A 16996-nucleotide genomic window follows, 5' to 3' on the forward strand; every position below is an offset into this window, starting at 1 on the left:
GCTTGTGCAGGGAACATTGGTGCAGACGTAGGTCGTGCCGCCTTCGGTCACCACGTCGTCCTTCGAATAGGACGTGCCGGACTGGTATGTGCCTCTGTAAATAAAGCCTGTACCCGTCGCACCGGTTGCACCTGCCGAACCTGCTGCACCGGTCGCTCCTGCTGGACCCGCCGCACCGGTTGCGCCTGCGGGACCCGCCGCACCAGTTGCGCCTGCGGGACCCGCTGCACCGGTTGCACCGGCCGGGCCTGCTGTGCCGGTAGCTCCTGCCGAACCTGTTGCACCCGTGGCGCCTGCAAGGGCCATCACGCTCCAAGCTCCGCCCGGACCGGAATTCAGTGCTGGATCAAGGCTTGTGCAGGGAACATTGGTGCAGACGTAGGTCGTGCCGCCTTCGGTCACCACGTCGTCCTTCGAATAGGACGTGCCGGACTGGTATGTGCCTCTGTAAATAAAGCCTGTACCCGTCGCACCGGTCGCTCCTGCTGGTCCTGCCGCACCGGTTGCTCCTGTAGCTCCTGTAGCTCCTGTAGCTCCCGTAGCTCCCGTAGCTCCCGTAGCTCCAGTCGCTCCTGTGCTGCTTGCGGTCGGTGCACGGAAATAGCCGTATGAATCGACAACCAAATGGGTTATGCGCTGTGCCACAACGGTGAACTTGCCGTTTGTTTGATTCAGGGTCGCGATGCCTTCGTTGGCGACTTCTTCGCCGTTGACATAGTTCATCCAGCTGGACAAAGGCGAGCTTCCCTCCGGAAATACCGATAGATAGGCAGGCGGATAATCCGGCATATTCCTCGAATCAATCGTCATGTTCAGCACCAACGCAGCCGGAATTGTCCCGGTGAATGTGGTGCAGCCGCTGCCGCCTTGGGTGGCTATGTCGGCGAGACCGCCGGCTCCGTCAAAGGTCGTGCTGGAGTAATTATCCGGCAGCGGGGTGCCTCCCGGGCCGCCGACTAGCCGCGTGTCAACGATGCGGCATGGGGAGGTCGGCGTGTAGACTAGATCGGCAAGATCGGCCGAAGCACTGCCGACCGAGTTGGACGCCATCGGATTGGTGTTGCCCCGTGAGCCGCTCGAACTAGCAGCAATGCTGGTATGGCGCGCCGCGCCTGCACTCGCCGCCGTCAGCGCTTCCTGCAATGTTGTTGCAGAGCTAGCGTCCTCCAGGCCTTTGGCGTCTCCGCTCAACAGGTTATTGATTAATTGCACTCGATTTGGATCCACCGCGCCGGTAGTGGACTGCTGCGTAAATCGGTCTGCGATCGACATCGCGATCACTATGTTGTTTTTTGCCCGAGCGAGCTGCTGGGCGCTTGTCGAACTGCCTGGCACCGCTTGGAGATCATTTGCTTGTTGCGCCGCAATAGCCGTATTCACGGCTGCGGCAAGCACTGACACAGTTAAAAAACCAATCCGAGAAGCCTTGGTCCTTGACTTGATCATATGTGCTACCCCTGCAAGTTGTGTGATGAGAACGCAAGGGGATGCTTCAAGGACATATAAACGTATATTCAAACAATATGCCTAAACCCCTTGCATTCGTTTTTTAACTTCTAATTTTATTTTAATTTGTGAATCGCGGCACATATTTAGAAATAAATCAAAATCAATGATAGACAATTGTTACTAGTTAATATAATTAATCAAAAATAATGTGATTAAATATACAAATTACATATAAAATGTGATTTACATCACTAATTAAATAGTTATAGACAGCAGCAGGATTGGCTGACAGCGGGGGCAAACTGTGCCGGATTCGACAATACGGCGTGCGAGGAGATCGAGCACGGTCCCCGGAACGTCTTCAGCGGTATTTTTCGGCCACTGGGTTGGGCAGGCCGATGCCGGGCCTCACGTGCCGCTGAGCGTGCACTGCGCAAGCAGACCGCGGGCCATCATCGAGTACTGGCGGCGACGAAACAGCAGGCGCCATTGCGAGCCGCCAAGCTGGCGCCAGAGCACGGCCGCGCGGATTGCGGCGAGCAGCAGGGCCCGAATCTGCGCGATCTGGGCGTCCTGGCGCAGGAACTGCTGATTGCCTTCGACGACGATGCGCGGCTGCAGCGTCGAGAGGGTGTCGACATAGAGGCCGGCCAGACGCTGGGCGACGACCGGATTGGCGGCGTCCAGTCCCTGCGTCTGCGCCGCGATCGTCTCGATGCCGCGGCGTAGTTCGCGCAGCATCGATGGGCGGAGGGCCAGCCGGCTCTGTACGCGCAGCACCGAAATGCCGAGCCGGGTCAGGGCCAGATCGCGTTTTTCATCGTCGAGCTGAGCGATAAGGGTCTCAAGGCCCGGGCGCAACTGGCCCAGGCCGCCGAAAACGTCCGCGGGGCTGTCTGCGTCGATCTTGAAGATACTGGCGATGCTCGGGCGCATTGCCATGGAATCGGCGCCGCCGCGCGTCGCGATCGCACGCACCAAGCCGATCGCCTGGAACAGACCGGCGAGGGCGATGACGCGTTCTTCCCTCATTTTCTGCTCCGCAAACCGCCGAAAGGCGCGTCGGTGGCTTCGATGATGCCACCACCAAGGCATTCCTCGCCGGCGTAGAACACGACCGACTGGCCCGGCGTGACGGCCCGCTGGGGCATATCGAAGTCCACCGTGCAGTGTGCGCCATCGATGTTCACGCTGCAGGCTTGGTCGGGCTGCCGGTAGCGGGTCTTGGCCGTGCACGAGAACTGCGCGGAAGGGGCTTCTCCCGCGGTCCAGCTCAGCTCGCTGGCGACAAGCTGTCGCGATTGCAGCCATTCACTCTCGCCGCCCTGGGCCACATAGAGCACGTTTTTCGCGACATCCTTGCCGACGACGTACCAGGCTTCGCCACCGGCATCCTTGCGCCCGCCGATGCCGAGGCCGTTGCGCTGGCCGAGCGTGTAGTACATGACGCCATCGTGCTCGCCGATGCGCTGATCGTCGGGAGTGCACAGTTCGCCGCGCTGGGCCGGAATGTAATGGCCGAGGAACTCGCGAAAATCCCTTTCGCCGATGAAGCAGATGCCGGTCGAGTCTTTTTTGTCGTGCGTCTGCAGCCCGGCTTCGCGCGCCATTGCGCGGACTTCGGGTTTCGGTAGTTCGCCGACCGGGAACAGGCTCGAGGCGAGCTGCTCCTGTCCCAACGCGTGCAGAAAGTAGCTCTGGTCCTTGTTGGCGTCGCGCCCGCGCAGCAGCCGATGGCGCCCGTCGAGGCAGTCGGTGCGCGCATAGTGACCGGTCGCGATCTTGTCCGCGCCGAGCGCGCGCGCATGCTCGAGAAAGGTCTTGAACTTGATCTCGCGGTTGCACAGCACGTCGGGGTTCGGCGTGCGTCCGGCGCGGTACTCGGCGAGGAAGTTCTCGAATACCTGATCCCAATACTCGGCGGCGAAATTGCGCGTGTGGAAGGCGATGCCGAGTTTGCCGCAGACGCGCAGCGCATCTGCGCGGTCGCGGTCGGCCTGGCATTCGCCGAAGCGCTCGTCTTCTTCCCAGTTCTGCATGAACAGGCCGGAGATGTCCGCGCCTTCGCGCGCGAGCAGCAGCGCGGCGACGGACGAATCGACGCCACCGGACATGCCCACCATGATTTTCTCGGACGCTGACAAGATTCAAAACCTGTTGAGAAGCATGGCCGGGAATGGCTGCGTCTTGATTTTCGCGCTCATGAATCAACGCGCAAATACGATTGGACGACGTGGAGAGGGTAGCGTTTTCCGGCCAGCCAGTCGTCGATGTTGCCGAGTACCATCGGATTGCGATGGCGATTTGCCTGCTTGGCAATCTCCTCGCGCGTCAGCCACAGCGCGCGGACGATGCCGTCGTCGAGCACGCGCTGCGCGTCGTGGCAAACCGGATGCGCGGCAAACGTGAAGCGCAGGTATTCGGCGCTACCATCGGGCGTGTTCCACTGGTAGGCACCGACAAAATCGGTCAATTCGATGGTCCAGCCGGTCTCCTCGAGCGTTTCGCGCACGGCAGCGTCGAACAGCGTTTCGTTCTGCTCTAGATGTCCTGCCGGTTGATTGAGCACGATTTCGCCGCGGATGTCTTCCTCGACCAGCAGGAATCGTTGTTCGTGGCAAACCACGGTGGCCACGGTGACGCGCGGGCGCCAGACTGCGTCGACAGAGGCGGCGGAACGTTCAAACATCGGTGACGGAGCAGGGAGTTCAGGGGAACGAAGAATTTTACCCGAGGTCGCATGAATGCGACGCGGTTGAAACGCATTGTGACGCCACCACATGGCCTGCGGAGAGGCACGTTTCGGCGCCCGCGGCGCTATACTCGAATCGCAACGCGTACAGGCTCATCGATGGCACAGACACCGGACAAATTGCACGAACACCAGCACGGCGCCGTGGTCGAAGAGGCGCGCCCGGAAGTCGCGCGTCCGCCGCTGTACCAGGTGCTGCTGCTCAACGACGACTTCACGCCGATGGATTTCGTCGTGGTGGTGCTGGAGACGTTTTTCAATATGGACCGCGAGCGCGCGACCCAGGTGATGCTCCACGTACACACGCGCGGGCGCGGCGTCTGCGGCGTGTTTACGCGCGAAGTGGCGGAGACCAAAGTCACCCAGGTGAACGAGTTTTCGCGGTCGCACCAGCATCCATTACTTTGTACTCTGGAAAAAGCGTAGTCTTCCCACATATCGTGCGCTGGTAAGAATTGAAGGGTCTCTCATGTTCAGTAAAGATCTAGAGCTCACCATCGGCCAGTGCTACAAGGACGCGCGCGAGCAGCGCCACGAATTCATGACGGTCGAGCATCTCCTGCTCGCACTGATCGAGAATCCGTCAGCCGCCGCGGTAATGCGTGCCTGCAACGCCGACCTGGTCAAGCTCGGCAAGGATTTGAAATCGATCATCGTCGAAACCGTACCGGTGTTGCCGAGCGGCGACGAGCGCGATACGCAGCCGACGCTGGGCTTCCAGCGCGTGCTGCAACGCGCGGTCTATCACGTGCAATCGTCGGGGCGGAAGGAAGTCACCGGTGCGAACGTACTCGTCGCGATCTTCGGCGAGAAGGATTCGCATGCCGTGTATTTCCTCAACCAACAGGAAGTCACGCGTCTCGACGTGGTCAACTACATCTCGCACGGCGTGGCCAAGATCGGCCAGGAATCCGCGCAGCCGGCGAGCGAGCCGGGCAAGGAAGGCGAGGGCGGCGAGGAGCCGCGCGGCAACCCGCTGACCGAGTTTGCGAGCAACCTCAACGAGCAGGCGCGCGCGGGCAAGATCGATCCGCTGATCGGCCGCACCGAGGAAATCGAACGCACCATTCAGGTGCTTTGCCGCCGGCGCAAGAACAACCCGCTGTATGTCGGCGAAGCCGGCGTCGGCAAGACGGCGCTGGCCGAGGGCTTGGCCAAGCGCATCGTCGAGGGCGAAGTGCCCGAGGTGCTCAAGGAGTGCACAATCTATGCGCTCGATCTCGGCGCGCTCGTCGCCGGCACCAAGTACCGCGGCGATTTCGAGAAGCGCCTCAAGGCCGTGCTCGCGCAGCTCAAGAAGGAGCCGCATGCGATCCTGTTCATCGACGAGATCCACACGATCATCGGCGCGGGTTCCGCGTCGGGTGGCACGATGGACGCCTCGAACCTGATCAAGCCCGTGCTCGCCTCGGGCGAGCTGCGCTGCATCGGTTCGACCACGTTCCAGGAATACCGCGGCGTGTTCGAAAAGGACCGCGCCCTCGCGCGGCGCTTCCAGAAGATCGACGTGGTCGAACCCTCGGTCGCCGAGAGCTTCGAAATCCTCAAGGGCTTGAAGTCGCGCTTCGAGGAGCACCACAAGATCGAATACACGAACGAGGCGCTCAAGGCCGCGGTCGACCTGTCGGTCAAGCACATCGGTGACCGCCTGCTGCCGGACAAGGCGATCGACGTGATCGATGAGGCCGGCGCGCGCCAGCGCCTGCTTCCGGTCGAGCAGCGCAAGGCCATTGTCGACGTGCCCGAGATCGAATTCATCGTCGCGCGCATGGCGCGCATTCCGCCCAAGCAGGTGTCGACGTCGGACCGTGACGTGCTCAGGAACCTCGAGCGCAACCTCAAGATGGTTGTGTTCGGCCAGGACCAGGCGATCGAGGCGCTCGCTGCGTCGATCAAGATGGCGCGCTCGGGTCTCGGCAACGCGACCAAACCAATCGGCAATTTCCTGCTCGCCGGCCCTACCGGCGTCGGCAAGACCGAGGTCACGCGTCAACTCGCCATGCAGCTCGGCATCGAGCTGATTCGCTTCGACATGAGCGAATACATGGAGCCGCATTCTGTGTCGCGCCTGATCGGCGCGCCCCCGGGTTACGTCGGCTTCGATCAGGGCGGCCTGCTCACCGAGCAGATCACCAAGCATCCGCATTGCGTGCTGCTGCTCGACGAGATCGAGAAGGCGCATCCGGACGTCTACAACATCCTGTTGCAGATCATGGACCACGGCAAACTGACCGACACGAACGGACGCGAGGCGAATTTCCGCAACGTCATCCTCGTGATGACGACGAATGCGGGTGCCGCGCAGGCGGCGCGCCGCTCGATCGGCTTCGTCGAGCAGAGCCACGCGACCGACGCGATGGAAACGATCCGCCGCGCATTCACGCCGGAGTTCCGCAATCGTCTCGATGCGATCATCCAGTTCGGCTCGCTCGACTTCGAGCATATCCTGCGCGTGGTCGACAAGTTCCTCATCGAACTCGAGGCGCAGTTGCAGGAGAAGCACGTTTCGCTGACCGTCGACGCCGAGGCGCGCCACTGGCTCGCCGAACACGGCTTCGACAAGCAGATGGGCGCGCGGCCGATGGCGCGCGTGATCCAGGAGAACGTCAAGCGTCCGCTCGCCGACGAACTGCTGTTCGGCAAGCTCGCCGATGGCGGCAAGGTATTCCTGAGTGTCAAGGACGACAAGCTCGACGTGCGCGTGGAAGCGGACGAGAAACAGCCCGTCGTCGTCGAGTAGGCGGAACGTGCGGACACGAAAAAACGGCGCCTTTGTGGCGCCGTTTTTGTTTGTATGGATGCGACTGCCTCGGGAACCTCTGATTAACCGTCGCGAGCGAAGAGAATTTTCGCGTCGCCGGAGCGCAGGAACCGGAGTTTACTTATACGTAAATGAGGATTCCGAGCACCGCCGGCGCGAAAATTATCGAGCGCAGCAGGTTAATCAGAGGTTCCTAGCGGTGGCGGTAGGTGATGCGACCCTTGGTCAGATCGTAGGGCGTCATCTCGACCTTGACCTTGTCGCCGGTCAGGATGCGGATGTAATTCTTGCGCATGCGCCCGGAAATGTGCGCGGTCACCACGTGGCCGTTTTCGAGCTGCACGCGAAACATGGTGTTGGGCAGCGTGTCGAGCACGACGCCTTCCATTTCGATTTGATCGTCTTTTGCCATCGATACCGAGCTAGGGGGCAGCGGCGCCTGGGCCGCAAGGCGCGAGATTCTGCCACGTCCGCGGATTTTTTGCGATCTTTTTGATCCGGGAAGCGTGTGCAACGGCCTTCTGGCGGCGGTTTTCAGTCGGCCAGATCGCGGATATCCGTCGATGCGATGCGATCCCGCCAGGGGCCGATGAGACCTGGTTTCGCGGTTTGCCTCTCGACATGGCGAACGAATTCCGCGCGTGGCACGTCCGTGGCGCCAAGCGATACGAGATGCTCCGAGTGCACCTGCGCATCGAGCAGCGGGAATTCCCACTCATGCAAGCTGTGGCAGAGCGCGAGCAGCGCGATCTTGGAGCCGTTCATGCGCGCGCTGAACATCGATTCGCCGAAGAACATGTGACCGACGGCGACGCCGTAGATGCCGCCGACGAGTTCGTCGCCAGACCATGCCTCGAACGAATGTGCGTGACCTAGCGTATGCAACGTGCAATAGGCGTCGAACATTTCGCGCGTGATCCAGGTCGTTGGTTGCTTCGGTCGCCGCGCGGCGCAGGCGCGCATCACTTCGGCGAAAGCGGTGTCGGCACGGATCGTCCAGTCGCATCGGCGCAGGAAGCGACGCAGCTTCGTCGAAACGTGAATCCGGTTCGTCTCGAACACCATGCGCGGATCGGGCGACCACCACAGGATCGGCTCACCACGCGAGTACCACGGGAAAATGCCGCGCCGGTAGGCGTCGAGCAAACGCCGGGGCGACAGATCGCCGCCCGCCGCGAGCAGGCCGTTCGGTTCGGCTAGTGCCGCGGCAACATCAGGGAATGCCTCGTTCGAACCCGGATGCAGGATTGGAATCCGGATCACGGCGCCGGGTCCGGCGCGTTTCGCGCATACGGCGAATGCGTCATCAATTTCGCGTAATAGTCATGAAGAGCATCTGCCTCGCGCGCGAGTGCGTCACGCACGGCCGCGCGGAAGCGCGCGTCGCGGATATAGTGATACGAACGCGTCATCGTCGGCAGGAAGCCTCGCGCGATCTTGTGCTCGCCCTGCGCGCCGGGCTCGAACGTGGTCAACCCTTCGCGCAGGCAGTACTCGATGCCCTGGTAGTAGCAGGCTTCGAAATGCAGGCCGGGCACGTTGATGGTGCTGCCCCAGTAGCGACCGTAGAGCGTGTCGGAAGAGCGCAGCATCAGAGCCATAGCGACGATTTGGTCCGCGCGCTTGCACAGTACGGCGATGATCTGCCTCGGCATCGTGGTGCCGAGATGGCGGAGGAATTCCTCGGTCAAGGCCGGGTGGTTGCCGCGTTCTTCGAATGTGTTGAGGTAAAGCGCGTGGATCCGACGCCATTCATGGGCATCGAGTTCGTGGCCGTGGCGCAGTTCGCAGACGATGTCGGCGCGCGTGACCTGCGTCCGCTCGGCGCGGATGTTTTTGCGCTTCTTGTGATTGAGTGCAGCGAGGAAATCATCGAACGTCTTCCAGCGCTTGCCGTCTCCTGACGGATTCTTCCAGTGGAATTGCCAGTCAAAGCGAGCGAGCCAGCCGGCTTGCGCAAGCGCCTGCGCATCGTCCGCGCTGACGAAGTTGACGTGCGCGGAGGACAGTCCATGGCGCTCGACTTCACTCGAGATGGCCGTGGTCAGTGCCGTGCGTAACGTCGACGTACCCGTACCAGGTTTCGCCAGCAGGCGCGCGCCGGTGACTGGCGAGTAGGGCACGGCGCCAAGCAGCTTAGGATAGTAGTCGAGTCCGGCACGCTCGTAAGCGCCAGCCCAGGACCAGTCGAAAACGAATTCACCGTGGGAATTGCCCTTCAGATACAGCGGTGCGACAGCGACCAGTTCTCCGCTTTCATACAGGCCGAGATGGTGTGCGCGCCAGCCGTAATCGGCGCGCAGGCTGCCGCTTGTCTCGAGGCCGGCGAGGAATTCGTGGCGAAGGAACGGGTTGTCGTCGGGAAGCAGGGCGTTCCAGGCGGCAGCATCGATGTCGTCGAGACGGGAGTGGAAGCGGGTTTGCATCGTTCGCCGTCATTCCCGCCTGCGCGGGAATGACGAGTTGGGTGCTATCAGCCTGCCAGGCCGAGCTTGTCGAGATACTTCTCCGCATCCAAGGCCGCCATGCAGCCGAACCCGGCCGAGGTAACGGCCTGGCGATAGATTTGGTCGGCGACATCGCCCGCGGCGAACACGCCGGGCACGCTGGTCGCGGTCGCGCCGCCTTCGATGCCGGTCTTGATGACGATGTAGCCATTCTTCATGTCGAGCTGGCCGGCGAAGATTTCGGTGTTCGGCGCATGGCCGATCGCCACGAACATGCCGTGCACGGTCAGGTCGCGCGTGCTGCCGTCGTCGACGTGCTTGATGCGCACGCCGGTGACGCCCTTGTCGTCGCCGAGCACTTCATCGACGGCGTGGTTCCAGACGACATCGACCTTGCCGGCCTGCTGCTTGGCGAACAGTTTGTCTTGAAGAATCTTCTCGCCGCGGAACTTGTCGCGGCGATGCACGACGGTGACCTTCTTCGCGATGTTCGAGAGGTACAGCGCCTCCTCGACCGCGGTGTTGCCGCCGCCGATCACGGCGACGTCCTGGTCGCGATAGAAGAAGCCGTCGCAGGTCGCGCAGGCGGACACGCCCTGGCCTTTGAATTTTTCCTCCGAATCGAGTCCGAGATATTTCGCCGTCGCACCGGTCGCGATGATCAGCGCGTCGCAGGTGTATTCGCCGTTGTCGCCGGCAAGGCGGATCGGCTTCGATTTCAGGTCCGCCGTGTGGATGTGGTCGAACACGACCTCGGTGTCGAAACGCTCGGCGTGCTTCTGCATGCGCTCCATGAGAGCAGGCCCCTGCAGGCCTTCGACGTCGCCAGGCCAGTTGTCGACGTCGGTCGTCGTCATCAACTGCCCGCCTTGGGCAAGACCGGTGATCAACACGGGCTTGAGGTTCGCGCGCGCGGCGTAGACCGCGGCGGTGTATCCGGCGGGGCCGGAGCCGAGGATGATCAGGCGGCTATGCTTCGGGGTCGTCATGTATAATTCTCGCAACGTTGGCAGGCGGAAGAACGCTTCTTCGGATTGCGAAGAATGGGGCGCGCAGCCGTTCTAATCAAGTCGGCCTGCCGGCGACGCAAGTTGTCCGCACGATTCCACGCTCGGTTGCGTAGCCGGTGAAATCGCGACTGCGAAATAGTTATAAAAACAATTCGTTAACGGACTAACTTAAGGTAGACTCCCGCGGTGGCGCGCGAATCCAGAAATACTCCGAACAAGACGGCCGGCAGCGACAAGTCGCAGGTCATGCCGCGCGTCGTGCGCGAAGTCGCAATCATCGCGTTGCTCACCGTGGTCGTGTACCTGATCGCGTGTCTGGCGAGCTACAGCCCGGGCGATCCGGCCTGGTCGCATGCGACCTCGGCGCCGGTCATCCTGCACAACATCGGCGGCAAGGTCGGCGCCTACCTTGCCGACGTCACGTTCTGGTTCTTCGGTTATCTCGCCTACGCGTTCCCGCTGTTGCTGCTCGGCGTTGGCTGGGCGCTGTTCCGTGACCGCGAACAGGAGTCCGCGTCGGCTCTCGAGCCGGCCCTGCGCCTGATCGGCGGCGTCGCCTTCTTCATCGGCGGCACCGGCTTGGCTTATCTGCACTTCAGCGACGCGGCGTCGAAGCTGCCGGCCGGCGCGGGCGGCATTCTCGGCATGGGCATCGGCAGTCCGTTGATGCGCGGATTTTCGTTCCCGGGTGCGACACTGCTGCTGCTCGCGCTGTTCCTGATCGCGATCACGCTGGCGACCGGGCTGTCGTGGTTCAAGCTCATGGACGCGATCGGCCGCGGCATCTTCAGCGCGTTCGACTGGCTTGGCACGAGTGCGAAGAAGGTCGAGGACGTGCGCGTGGCGCGCGCCGCGCGCGTCGAGCGCGAGGAAGTGCGCAAGGTCGAGACCGTCAGGCAGACCAAGCGCGAGCCGGTCAAGATTGAAACACGCGACACCACGCCGATCGAGCGCAGCAAGCGCGCCGAGGCCGAGGCGCAGATTCCTCTGTTCGCCGGCGGCGCCAATCAGGAACTGCCGCCGATGTCGCTGCTCGATCTGCCCAGGCAGCAGGTGAAGGGCTACTCGGAAGAAACGCTCGAAGCGTTGTCGCGCCAAGTCGAATTCAAGCTCAAGGATTTCCGCATCGATGCGCAAGTCGTCGGCGTTTATCCGGGCCCGGTCATCACGCGCTTCGAACTGCAGCCCGCGCCCGGCATCAAGGGCAGCCAGATTTCCAATCTCGACAAGGACATCGCGCGTGGTCTGTCGGTGATCAGCGTGCGTGTAGTCGATGTGATTCCGGGCAAGTCGGTAATTGGACTTGAGATTCCGAACGTCGCCAAGGAAATCGTCTACCTCTCGGAAATCCTGAGCTCCGAGCGTTACGACTCGGTGAAGTCGCCGCTGGCGCTCGCGCTCGGCAAGGACATCGGCGGCAAGCCTGTCGTCACTGACCTGGCCAAGATGCCGCATCTGCTCGTCGCCGGCACCACGGGCTCGGGCAAGTCGGTCGCGGTCAACGCGATGGTGTTGAGTCTGCTGTACAAGGCGACGGCGAAAGAGGTCCGGCTGCTGATGGTCGATCCGAAGATGCTGGAATTGTCCGTGTACGAAGGCATTCCGCATCTGTTGACGCCGGTGATCACCGACATGAAGGACGCCGCCAACGGCCTGCGCTGGTGTGTGGCCGAGATGGAGCGGCGCTACAAACTCATGTCGATGGTTGGCGTGCGCAACCTCGCCGGTTTCAACAAGAAGGTGAAGGACGCGGCCGACGCCGGCCAGCCGATGCTCGACCCTCTGTTCGTGGCAAAGCCCGATCTGTTCCCAGATGCGGTCGCGCAGCCGCTCGAGCCGCTGCCGTTCATCGTCATCATCAACGACGAATTCGCCGACATGATGATGATCGTCGGCAAGAAGGTCGAGGAACTGATCGCGCGCCTCGCGCAGAAGGCGCGCGCCGCCGGCGTGCATTTGATCCTCGCCACGCAGCGCCCGTCAGTGGATGTCATCACGGGTCTGATCAAGGCGAACATTCCGACGCGCATCGCATTTCAGGTGTCGAGCAAGATCGACTCGCGCACGATCCTCGACCAGTCCGGCGCCGAAGCGCTGCTCGGTCACGGCGACATGCTCTACCTGCCGCCGGGCACCGCCACGCCCGAACGCGTGCACGGCGCATTCGTCAGCGACGAGGAAGTGCATCGCGTGGTCGAACACCTGCGCGCGCAGGGCAAGCCCGAATACATCGACGGCGTGGTCAACGAGGTGCAGACACTCGGCGACGGCAAGATCATCGGCGAATCGGGCCTGCCCGAAGAGGCCGAAGACGGCGAGGGCGGCGATTCCGACGAGCTCTACGACAAGGCCGTCGCGATCGTCACCGAAAGCCGTCGTGCCTCGATCTCGGGTGTGCAACGTCGCCTCAAGATCGGCTACAACCGTGCCGCGCGCCTGATCGAAATGATGGAAGCGCAGGGCATCGTCAGCGCCCCGCAACACAACGGCAACCGCGAAGTGCTGGCGCCGCCGCCGCCGGAACTTTGAGCCTCGCCGCCGTGCTTACGGCGTTCAGCCAGGTTTGCGGATACTTTCTACGCCTTTTCCCTGGACCACGAGTCATGCGCGTTTCCGTTCTCGCTTCGCTGTTGTTGAGTCTTGTTGCCGGCACGGCGTCCGCCGCAGACACCGCGCGCTCGCGCCTCGACGCATTCTCCAAGGGCCTGACCTCGGTCTCGGCGAGCTTCGAGCAGCAGGTCAGCGACGCGAGCAGCGGCAAAACCAAGACCAGCCGCGGCACGCTGTCGCTAAAAGCGCCGCGCCAGTTCCGCTGGGACACGACCGCGCCGTACAAGCAGCTCATCGTCGCCGACGGCGAGAAGGTGTGGATCTACGATCCCGACCTCGAACAAGTCACCGTGCGCGCGCAAGGCACGGAGGAGGCGCACAGTCCGCTGACCGTGCTGACCGATCTTTCCCAGCTTGACCGCGATTTCACCACGAGCGAGCAGGGCGAACACGACGGCCAAGTCTGGCTGCGCCTCAAGTCGAAGGACAAGGAGCCGCAGTTCGAGTACGCCGACCTCGGTTTCGATCAGGCTGGCCTTGCCAGCATGACGTTCAAGGACACGTTCGGCAACGGCACGCAGATTCGTTTTTCCAGTTGGCAGCGCAACGCGAAGCTGGCGGCGGACCAGTTCACGTTCACGCCGCCCAAGGGCGTCGACGTGGTCGGCGACCCGACACCGGCGGCAAGCGCGCATCCGATCAAGCCCTAGGGCGAAAAATCGCGCCCGATCGCACTGGAATTCGCTTGCGCAGCCCACACGTTACACGTTAGGCGGTGCCTGAAGCGAGGCGCTCATGCGACTTCCAGGTTGCATATGGCTGCTGGCCGGCATTCTGGCGATTCATTCGTCAGCAGCGGAGATTTCTGCGCCTGCAGGCGGCGAAGTGCTGGTGCTAGACATCAAGGGCGGCATCGGCCCGGCGACCCGCGATTACGTTCGGCGTGGCCTCGAGCGCGCGGCGGTCGAGCACTCAGCCGCGGTCGTGCTGCGCATCGATACGCCGGGTGGGCTCGATGCGGCGACGCGCGATATCAATCAGGCGATCCTTGATTCGGCCACTCCGGTAATCGGCTGGGTCGCGCCGTCGGGCGCGCGCGCGGCCAGCGCTGGCACGTACATCCTCTACGCTTGCCACCTGGCGGCGATGGCTCCGGCGACCGCACTCGGCGCGGCAACGCCGGTATCGATCGGCGGAGGATTGCCCGAGCCCGAGCCAAACAAACCACCGCGCGCAGCGGACCAGGCTCAAGATCGCAAGGGCGAACGCGCGGTCGAGCTGCATGAACCGGCCACGCTCAAGCACAAGGTCATCAACGATGCGGTTGCTTATCTGCGCAGTCTCGCGGAGCTGCGCGGCCGCAATGTGCAATTCGCCGAGGCGGCGGTGCGTGACGCCGCGACGCTGACTGCGAACCAGGCGCTGGAGCAGCATGTGATCGAGATCGTTGCGGCTGATATACCGGCCCTGCTGCGTCAGGTGAACGGGCGCGAACTGAAACTCGTGCGCGGACCGGTCACGCTCGCACTGACTCAGGCGAGCGTCCGCGAGCTGCCGCCGGACTGGCGCGCGTATCTGCTTGGCGTGCTGACCGAGCCCACCGTCGCCTACCTGTTGCTGCTCGCCGGTTTGTACGGCCTCGCGCTGGAGGCCTACGCACCGGGCACGTTTTTCCCCGGCGTCACTGGCGCGCTGTGCCTGCTGCTCGCGCTGTACGCGCTGCAGGTGTTGCCGGTGAACTTCGCCGGCGTCGCCTTGATCGTGCTCGGCGTCGCCCTGATGGCGGCGGAATTCGCACTGCCAGCCTACGGCTCGCTCGGCATCGGCGGCGTCATTGCACTGCTGATCGGCTCACTGATCCTGTTCGATACCGACATGCCGGGTTTCGGCGTCTCCGGACAACTGATCCTTGGCATCGGCTGCGCCAGTGCGGCGGCGTTCTTGGGCCTCGCCTGGCTCGCCTTGAGCGCCCGTGGCCGGCCGGTCGTGACCGGGCTTGAAGAACTCGTCGGCCAGTGCGCCGTCGTGCTTGCCGATTTTGCCGGCCACGGCCAGGTGCGCATCCGCGGCGAAATCTGGCAGGCGGCGAGCGCAGTGCCGCTGCGCGGTGGCGCGGCGGTGCGCGTCGAGGCCGTGGATGGTCTGGTGCTGCGCGTGGTGCCGTTTGCTGAAGGCGATTCCATCTGAATCGAACGACTTGATTGACTGCAACCGGAGGCTGTCATGAACTTCCTCTTTTCACTACCGGGCATCGCGCTGTTGGCGGTGCTGCTGATCGCCGCGGTCAAGGTGCTGCGTGAATACGAACGCGGCGTGGTGTTCCAACTGGGCCGCTTCTGGATGGTGAAAGGGCCGGGCTTGATCCTGCTGATTCCGGCCGTGCAGCAGATGGTGCGCGTTGACCTGCGCACCGTGGTCATGGACGTGCCGCCGCAGGACGTGATATCGCGCGACAACGTCTCCGTGCAGGTCAACGCCGTCGTCTACTTCCGTGTGATCGATCCGCAGAAGGCGATCATCAACGTTGAACACTTTTACGAAGCGACCAGCCAGCTGGCGCAGACCACCTTGCGTTCAGTGCTTGGCCAGCACGATCTCGACGAGATGCTGGCCGAGCGCGAACGCTTGAACAACGATATCCGCACGATCCTCGATGCACAGACCGACGCTTGGGGGATCAAGGTCGCCAACGTGGAAATCAAGCGCATCGATCTCAACGAGACGATGGTGCGTGCGATCGCGCGCCAGGCCGAAGCCGAGCGCGTGCGTCGCGCCAAGGTGATCCATGCCGAAGGCGAGCGCCAGGCGGCGCAAACGCTGGTCGAGGCGGCGCGCTTGCTCTCCGCCGATCCGCGCGCGATCCAGTTGCGCTATCTGCAGACGCTGACCGAAATCGCCGGCGAGAAAAGCTCGACGATCGTGTTTCCGCTGCCGATCGATCTTCTCGACAAATCGTTCCTGAGTCGCACTGGGCGGGATTGACCGCGCAAGTCGGCGTCGATCACGCCTTGGCGGCGAGTGCGAGCGCTGCGCTGAAATCCTCGGCGAATTGCAGTTGGACACCGTCGGGCCGCACACCCATCTGCGCGAAGATGCGCAGCGGCTGCTCACGCAGGCCGGAGAGGATGACCTGTGTGCCCTGACGGTTGCAGCGTTCGAGGAATTGATCCAATGCAGTGACGCCGCTGGTATCGATCAACGGCACCAGACGCATGCGCAGGATGAACACGCGCGGCGGCGTCGGGAACTGGTTGAGCACGTCGTCGAGGCGATTGGCGACGGCGAAGAATAGCGGGCCGGAAATCTGGAAAGCTTCCACGCCCTCGGGCAATTGCGCGCGCTGGGTCGGTTCCCCGCCGTCGGGGACCTCGTTGTCGCGATCGGCGTCTTCGTCGATCAGCGAGATGTCGGACTGCATCGCGACGACTTCGCTCATGCGGTGCATGAACAGGAACGCGGCGAGCACGAGTCCGACTTCGATCGCGACGGTCAGGTCGAATACCGCAGTCAGCACGAAGGTGAGGATCAGCACGACGCGATCGCCGATCGGCCCGCGCATCAGATGCTTGAAGCTCTCGATCTCGGCCATGTTCCAGGCGACGATCAGCAGCACTGCAGCGAGCGTCGCCAGCGGCACGTAGCGCATCAGCGGCGCGAGCACGAGCATGAAGACGAGCAGGAAGGCCGCGTGCAGCATGCCGGCAACGGGCGTGCGGCCGCCGGAACGGACGTTTGTGGCCGTGCGCGCAATCGCGCCGGTAGCCGGCAGGCCGCCGAACAGCGCCGAGCCGATATTGGCGACACCCTGGGCGACGAGTTCGGCGTTCGAGCGATGGCGTCCGCCGATCATGCCGTCGGCGACGACGGCCGAGAGCAGCGATTCGACGCCGGCGAGGAAGGCGATCGTGAATGAACTCGGGAACAGTTCGAGCGTGCGTTCGAACGGGATGTGCGGAATCGCGAACTGCGGCAGCGCCGCGGGTATGCCGCCGAAACGCGAGCCTATCGTTTCGGCGGGCATCGACAA

General features: G+C 62.9%; 14 protein-coding genes and 1 pseudogene. 6 read left to right on the forward strand and 9 right to left on the reverse strand.

The window, feature by feature from the left end; all coding sequences use genetic code 11:
• The 4 genes and pseudogenes from VF497_RS07775 to VF497_RS07790 all read right to left on the reverse strand — a co-directional run.
• Positions 1 to 1446 (reverse strand): annotated as a pseudogene (locus VF497_RS07775) (hypothetical protein); the annotation flags it as partial.
• A 411-nt stretch (positions 1447 to 1857) separates the two neighbouring features.
• Complete coding sequence (gene hflD / locus VF497_RS07780; RefSeq protein ID WP_330887367.1) at positions 1858 to 2481, reverse strand: high frequency lysogenization protein HflD; 624 nt, start codon at positions 2479 to 2481, stop codon at positions 1858 to 1860.
• Positions 2478 to 3572, reverse strand: coding sequence for a tRNA 2-thiouridine(34) synthase MnmA (gene mnmA / locus VF497_RS07785; protein ID WP_330887369.1), 1095 nt, complete (start codon positions 3570 to 3572; stop codon positions 2478 to 2480). The genes hflD and mnmA overlap by 4 nt, the downstream gene beginning before the upstream one ends.
• A gap of 77 nt (positions 3573 to 3649) precedes the next feature.
• Positions 3650 to 4138 carry an NUDIX hydrolase gene (locus tag VF497_RS07790; protein WP_330887371.1) on the reverse strand — a complete coding sequence of 163 codons (489 nt, stop codon included), beginning with the start codon at positions 4136 to 4138 and terminating at the stop codon, positions 3650 to 3652.
• 162 nt (positions 4139 to 4300) lie between these two features.
• On the opposite strand from VF497_RS07790, the gene clpS reads away from it, so the two are divergent.
• Positions 4301 to 4627, forward strand: a complete 327-nt coding sequence (gene clpS / locus VF497_RS07795; protein WP_330887373.1) for an ATP-dependent Clp protease adapter ClpS — start codon at positions 4301 to 4303, stop codon at positions 4625 to 4627.
• Between the two features lie 43 nt (positions 4628 to 4670).
• Complete coding sequence (clpA, locus tag VF497_RS07800) at positions 4671 to 6941, forward strand: ATP-dependent Clp protease ATP-binding subunit ClpA (protein ID WP_330887375.1); 2271 nt, start codon at positions 4671 to 4673, stop codon at positions 6939 to 6941.
• Positions 6942 to 7155: 214 nt separating this feature from the next.
• Here clpA and infA read toward each other — a convergent pair whose 3' ends face one another.
• The 4 genes from infA to trxB form a co-directional block, all read right to left on the reverse strand.
• On the reverse strand, positions 7156 to 7374 hold the full coding sequence (gene infA, locus VF497_RS07805) for a translation initiation factor IF-1 (RefSeq protein ID WP_330887377.1): 219 nt from the start codon (positions 7372 to 7374) through the stop codon (positions 7156 to 7158).
• Between the two features lie 122 nt (positions 7375 to 7496).
• Positions 7497 to 8225 (reverse strand): leucyl/phenylalanyl-tRNA--protein transferase, encoded by a 729-nt coding sequence (aat, locus tag VF497_RS07810; RefSeq protein ID WP_330887379.1) that lies wholly within the window; start codon positions 8223 to 8225, stop codon positions 7497 to 7499.
• The gene (locus tag VF497_RS07815) at positions 8222 to 9388 is read right to left on the reverse strand and encodes a GNAT family N-acetyltransferase (RefSeq protein WP_330887382.1); all 1167 of its coding nucleotides are present in this window, start codon (positions 9386 to 9388) and stop codon (positions 8222 to 8224) included. The genes aat and VF497_RS07815 overlap by 4 nt, the downstream gene beginning before the upstream one ends.
• Positions 9389 to 9435: 47 nt before the next feature.
• Positions 9436 to 10398 carry a thioredoxin-disulfide reductase gene (gene trxB, locus VF497_RS07820; RefSeq protein ID WP_330887384.1) on the reverse strand — a complete coding sequence of 321 codons (963 nt, stop codon included), beginning with the start codon at positions 10396 to 10398 and terminating at the stop codon, positions 9436 to 9438.
• A 267-nt stretch (positions 10399 to 10665) separates the two neighbouring features.
• Here trxB and VF497_RS07825 point away from each other — a divergent pair, with 267 nt between their 5' ends.
• The 4 genes from VF497_RS07825 (at position 10666) to VF497_RS07840 (ending at position 15951) form a co-directional block, all read left to right on the forward strand.
• Positions 10666 to 12948 carry a DNA translocase FtsK gene (locus VF497_RS07825; protein WP_330887394.1) on the forward strand — a complete coding sequence of 761 codons (2283 nt, stop codon included), beginning with the start codon at positions 10666 to 10668 and terminating at the stop codon, positions 12946 to 12948.
• A 74-nt stretch (positions 12949 to 13022) separates the two neighbouring features.
• Complete coding sequence (gene lolA / locus VF497_RS07830) at positions 13023 to 13679, forward strand: outer membrane lipoprotein chaperone LolA (protein ID WP_330887386.1); 657 nt, start codon at positions 13023 to 13025, stop codon at positions 13677 to 13679.
• A gap of 175 nt (positions 13680 to 13854) precedes the next feature.
• Positions 13855 to 15156: a nodulation protein NfeD gene (locus tag VF497_RS07835; RefSeq protein WP_330887388.1), complete on the forward strand. Its 1302-nt coding sequence runs from the start codon at positions 13855 to 13857 to the stop codon at positions 15154 to 15156.
• A 36-nt stretch (positions 15157 to 15192) separates the two neighbouring features.
• Entirely contained in the window at positions 15193 to 15951 is a 759-nt protein-coding gene (locus VF497_RS07840) for a slipin family protein (RefSeq protein WP_330887390.1), read from the forward strand.
• 19 nt (positions 15952 to 15970) lie between these two features.
• On the opposite strand, the gene VF497_RS07845 is transcribed toward VF497_RS07840, so the two are convergent.
• Positions 15971 to 16996: SulP family inorganic anion transporter (locus VF497_RS07845; protein ID WP_330887392.1), on the reverse strand; the 1026-nt coding region annotated here is incomplete at its 5' end.

The organism is Rudaea sp. (assembly GCF_036383415.1).
Taxonomy (GTDB): Bacteria; Pseudomonadota; Gammaproteobacteria; order Xanthomonadales; family Rhodanobacteraceae; genus Rudaea.

What these genes read in the sequence shown, in the direction of transcription:
- mnmA (WP_330887369.1), bottom strand. Translation starts at nt 3,572, where the DNA reads ATGGTGGGCATGTCCGGTGGCGTCGATTCGTCCGTCGCCGCGCTGCTG.
- clpA (WP_330887375.1), top strand. Translation starts at nt 4,671, where the DNA reads ATGTTCAGTAAAGATCTAGAGCTCACCATCGGCCAGTGCTACAAGGAC.
- clpS (WP_330887373.1), top strand. Translation starts at nt 4,301, where the DNA reads ATGGCACAGACACCGGACAAATTGCACGAACACCAGCACGGCGCCGTG.
- VF497_RS07790 (WP_330887371.1), bottom strand. Translation starts at nt 4,138, where the DNA reads ATGTTTGAACGTTCCGCCGCCTCTGTCGACGCAGTCTGGCGCCCGCGC.
- trxB (WP_330887384.1), bottom strand. Translation starts at nt 10,398, where the DNA reads ATGACGACCCCGAAGCATAGCCGCCTGATCATCCTCGGCTCCGGCCCC.
- hflD (WP_330887367.1), bottom strand. Translation starts at nt 2,481, where the DNA reads ATGAGGGAAGAACGCGTCATCGCCCTCGCCGGTCTGTTCCAGGCGATC.
- lolA (WP_330887386.1), top strand. Translation starts at nt 13,023, where the DNA reads ATGCGCGTTTCCGTTCTCGCTTCGCTGTTGTTGAGTCTTGTTGCCGGC.
- VF497_RS07825 (WP_330887394.1), top strand. Translation starts at nt 10,666, where the DNA reads ATGCCGCGCGTCGTGCGCGAAGTCGCAATCATCGCGTTGCTCACCGTG.
- infA (WP_330887377.1), bottom strand. Translation starts at nt 7,374, where the DNA reads ATGGCAAAAGACGATCAAATCGAAATGGAAGGCGTCGTGCTCGACACG.
- VF497_RS07815 (WP_330887382.1), bottom strand. Translation starts at nt 9,388, where the DNA reads ATGCAAACCCGCTTCCACTCCCGTCTCGACGACATCGATGCTGCCGCC.
- VF497_RS07840 (WP_330887390.1), top strand. Translation starts at nt 15,193, where the DNA reads ATGAACTTCCTCTTTTCACTACCGGGCATCGCGCTGTTGGCGGTGCTG.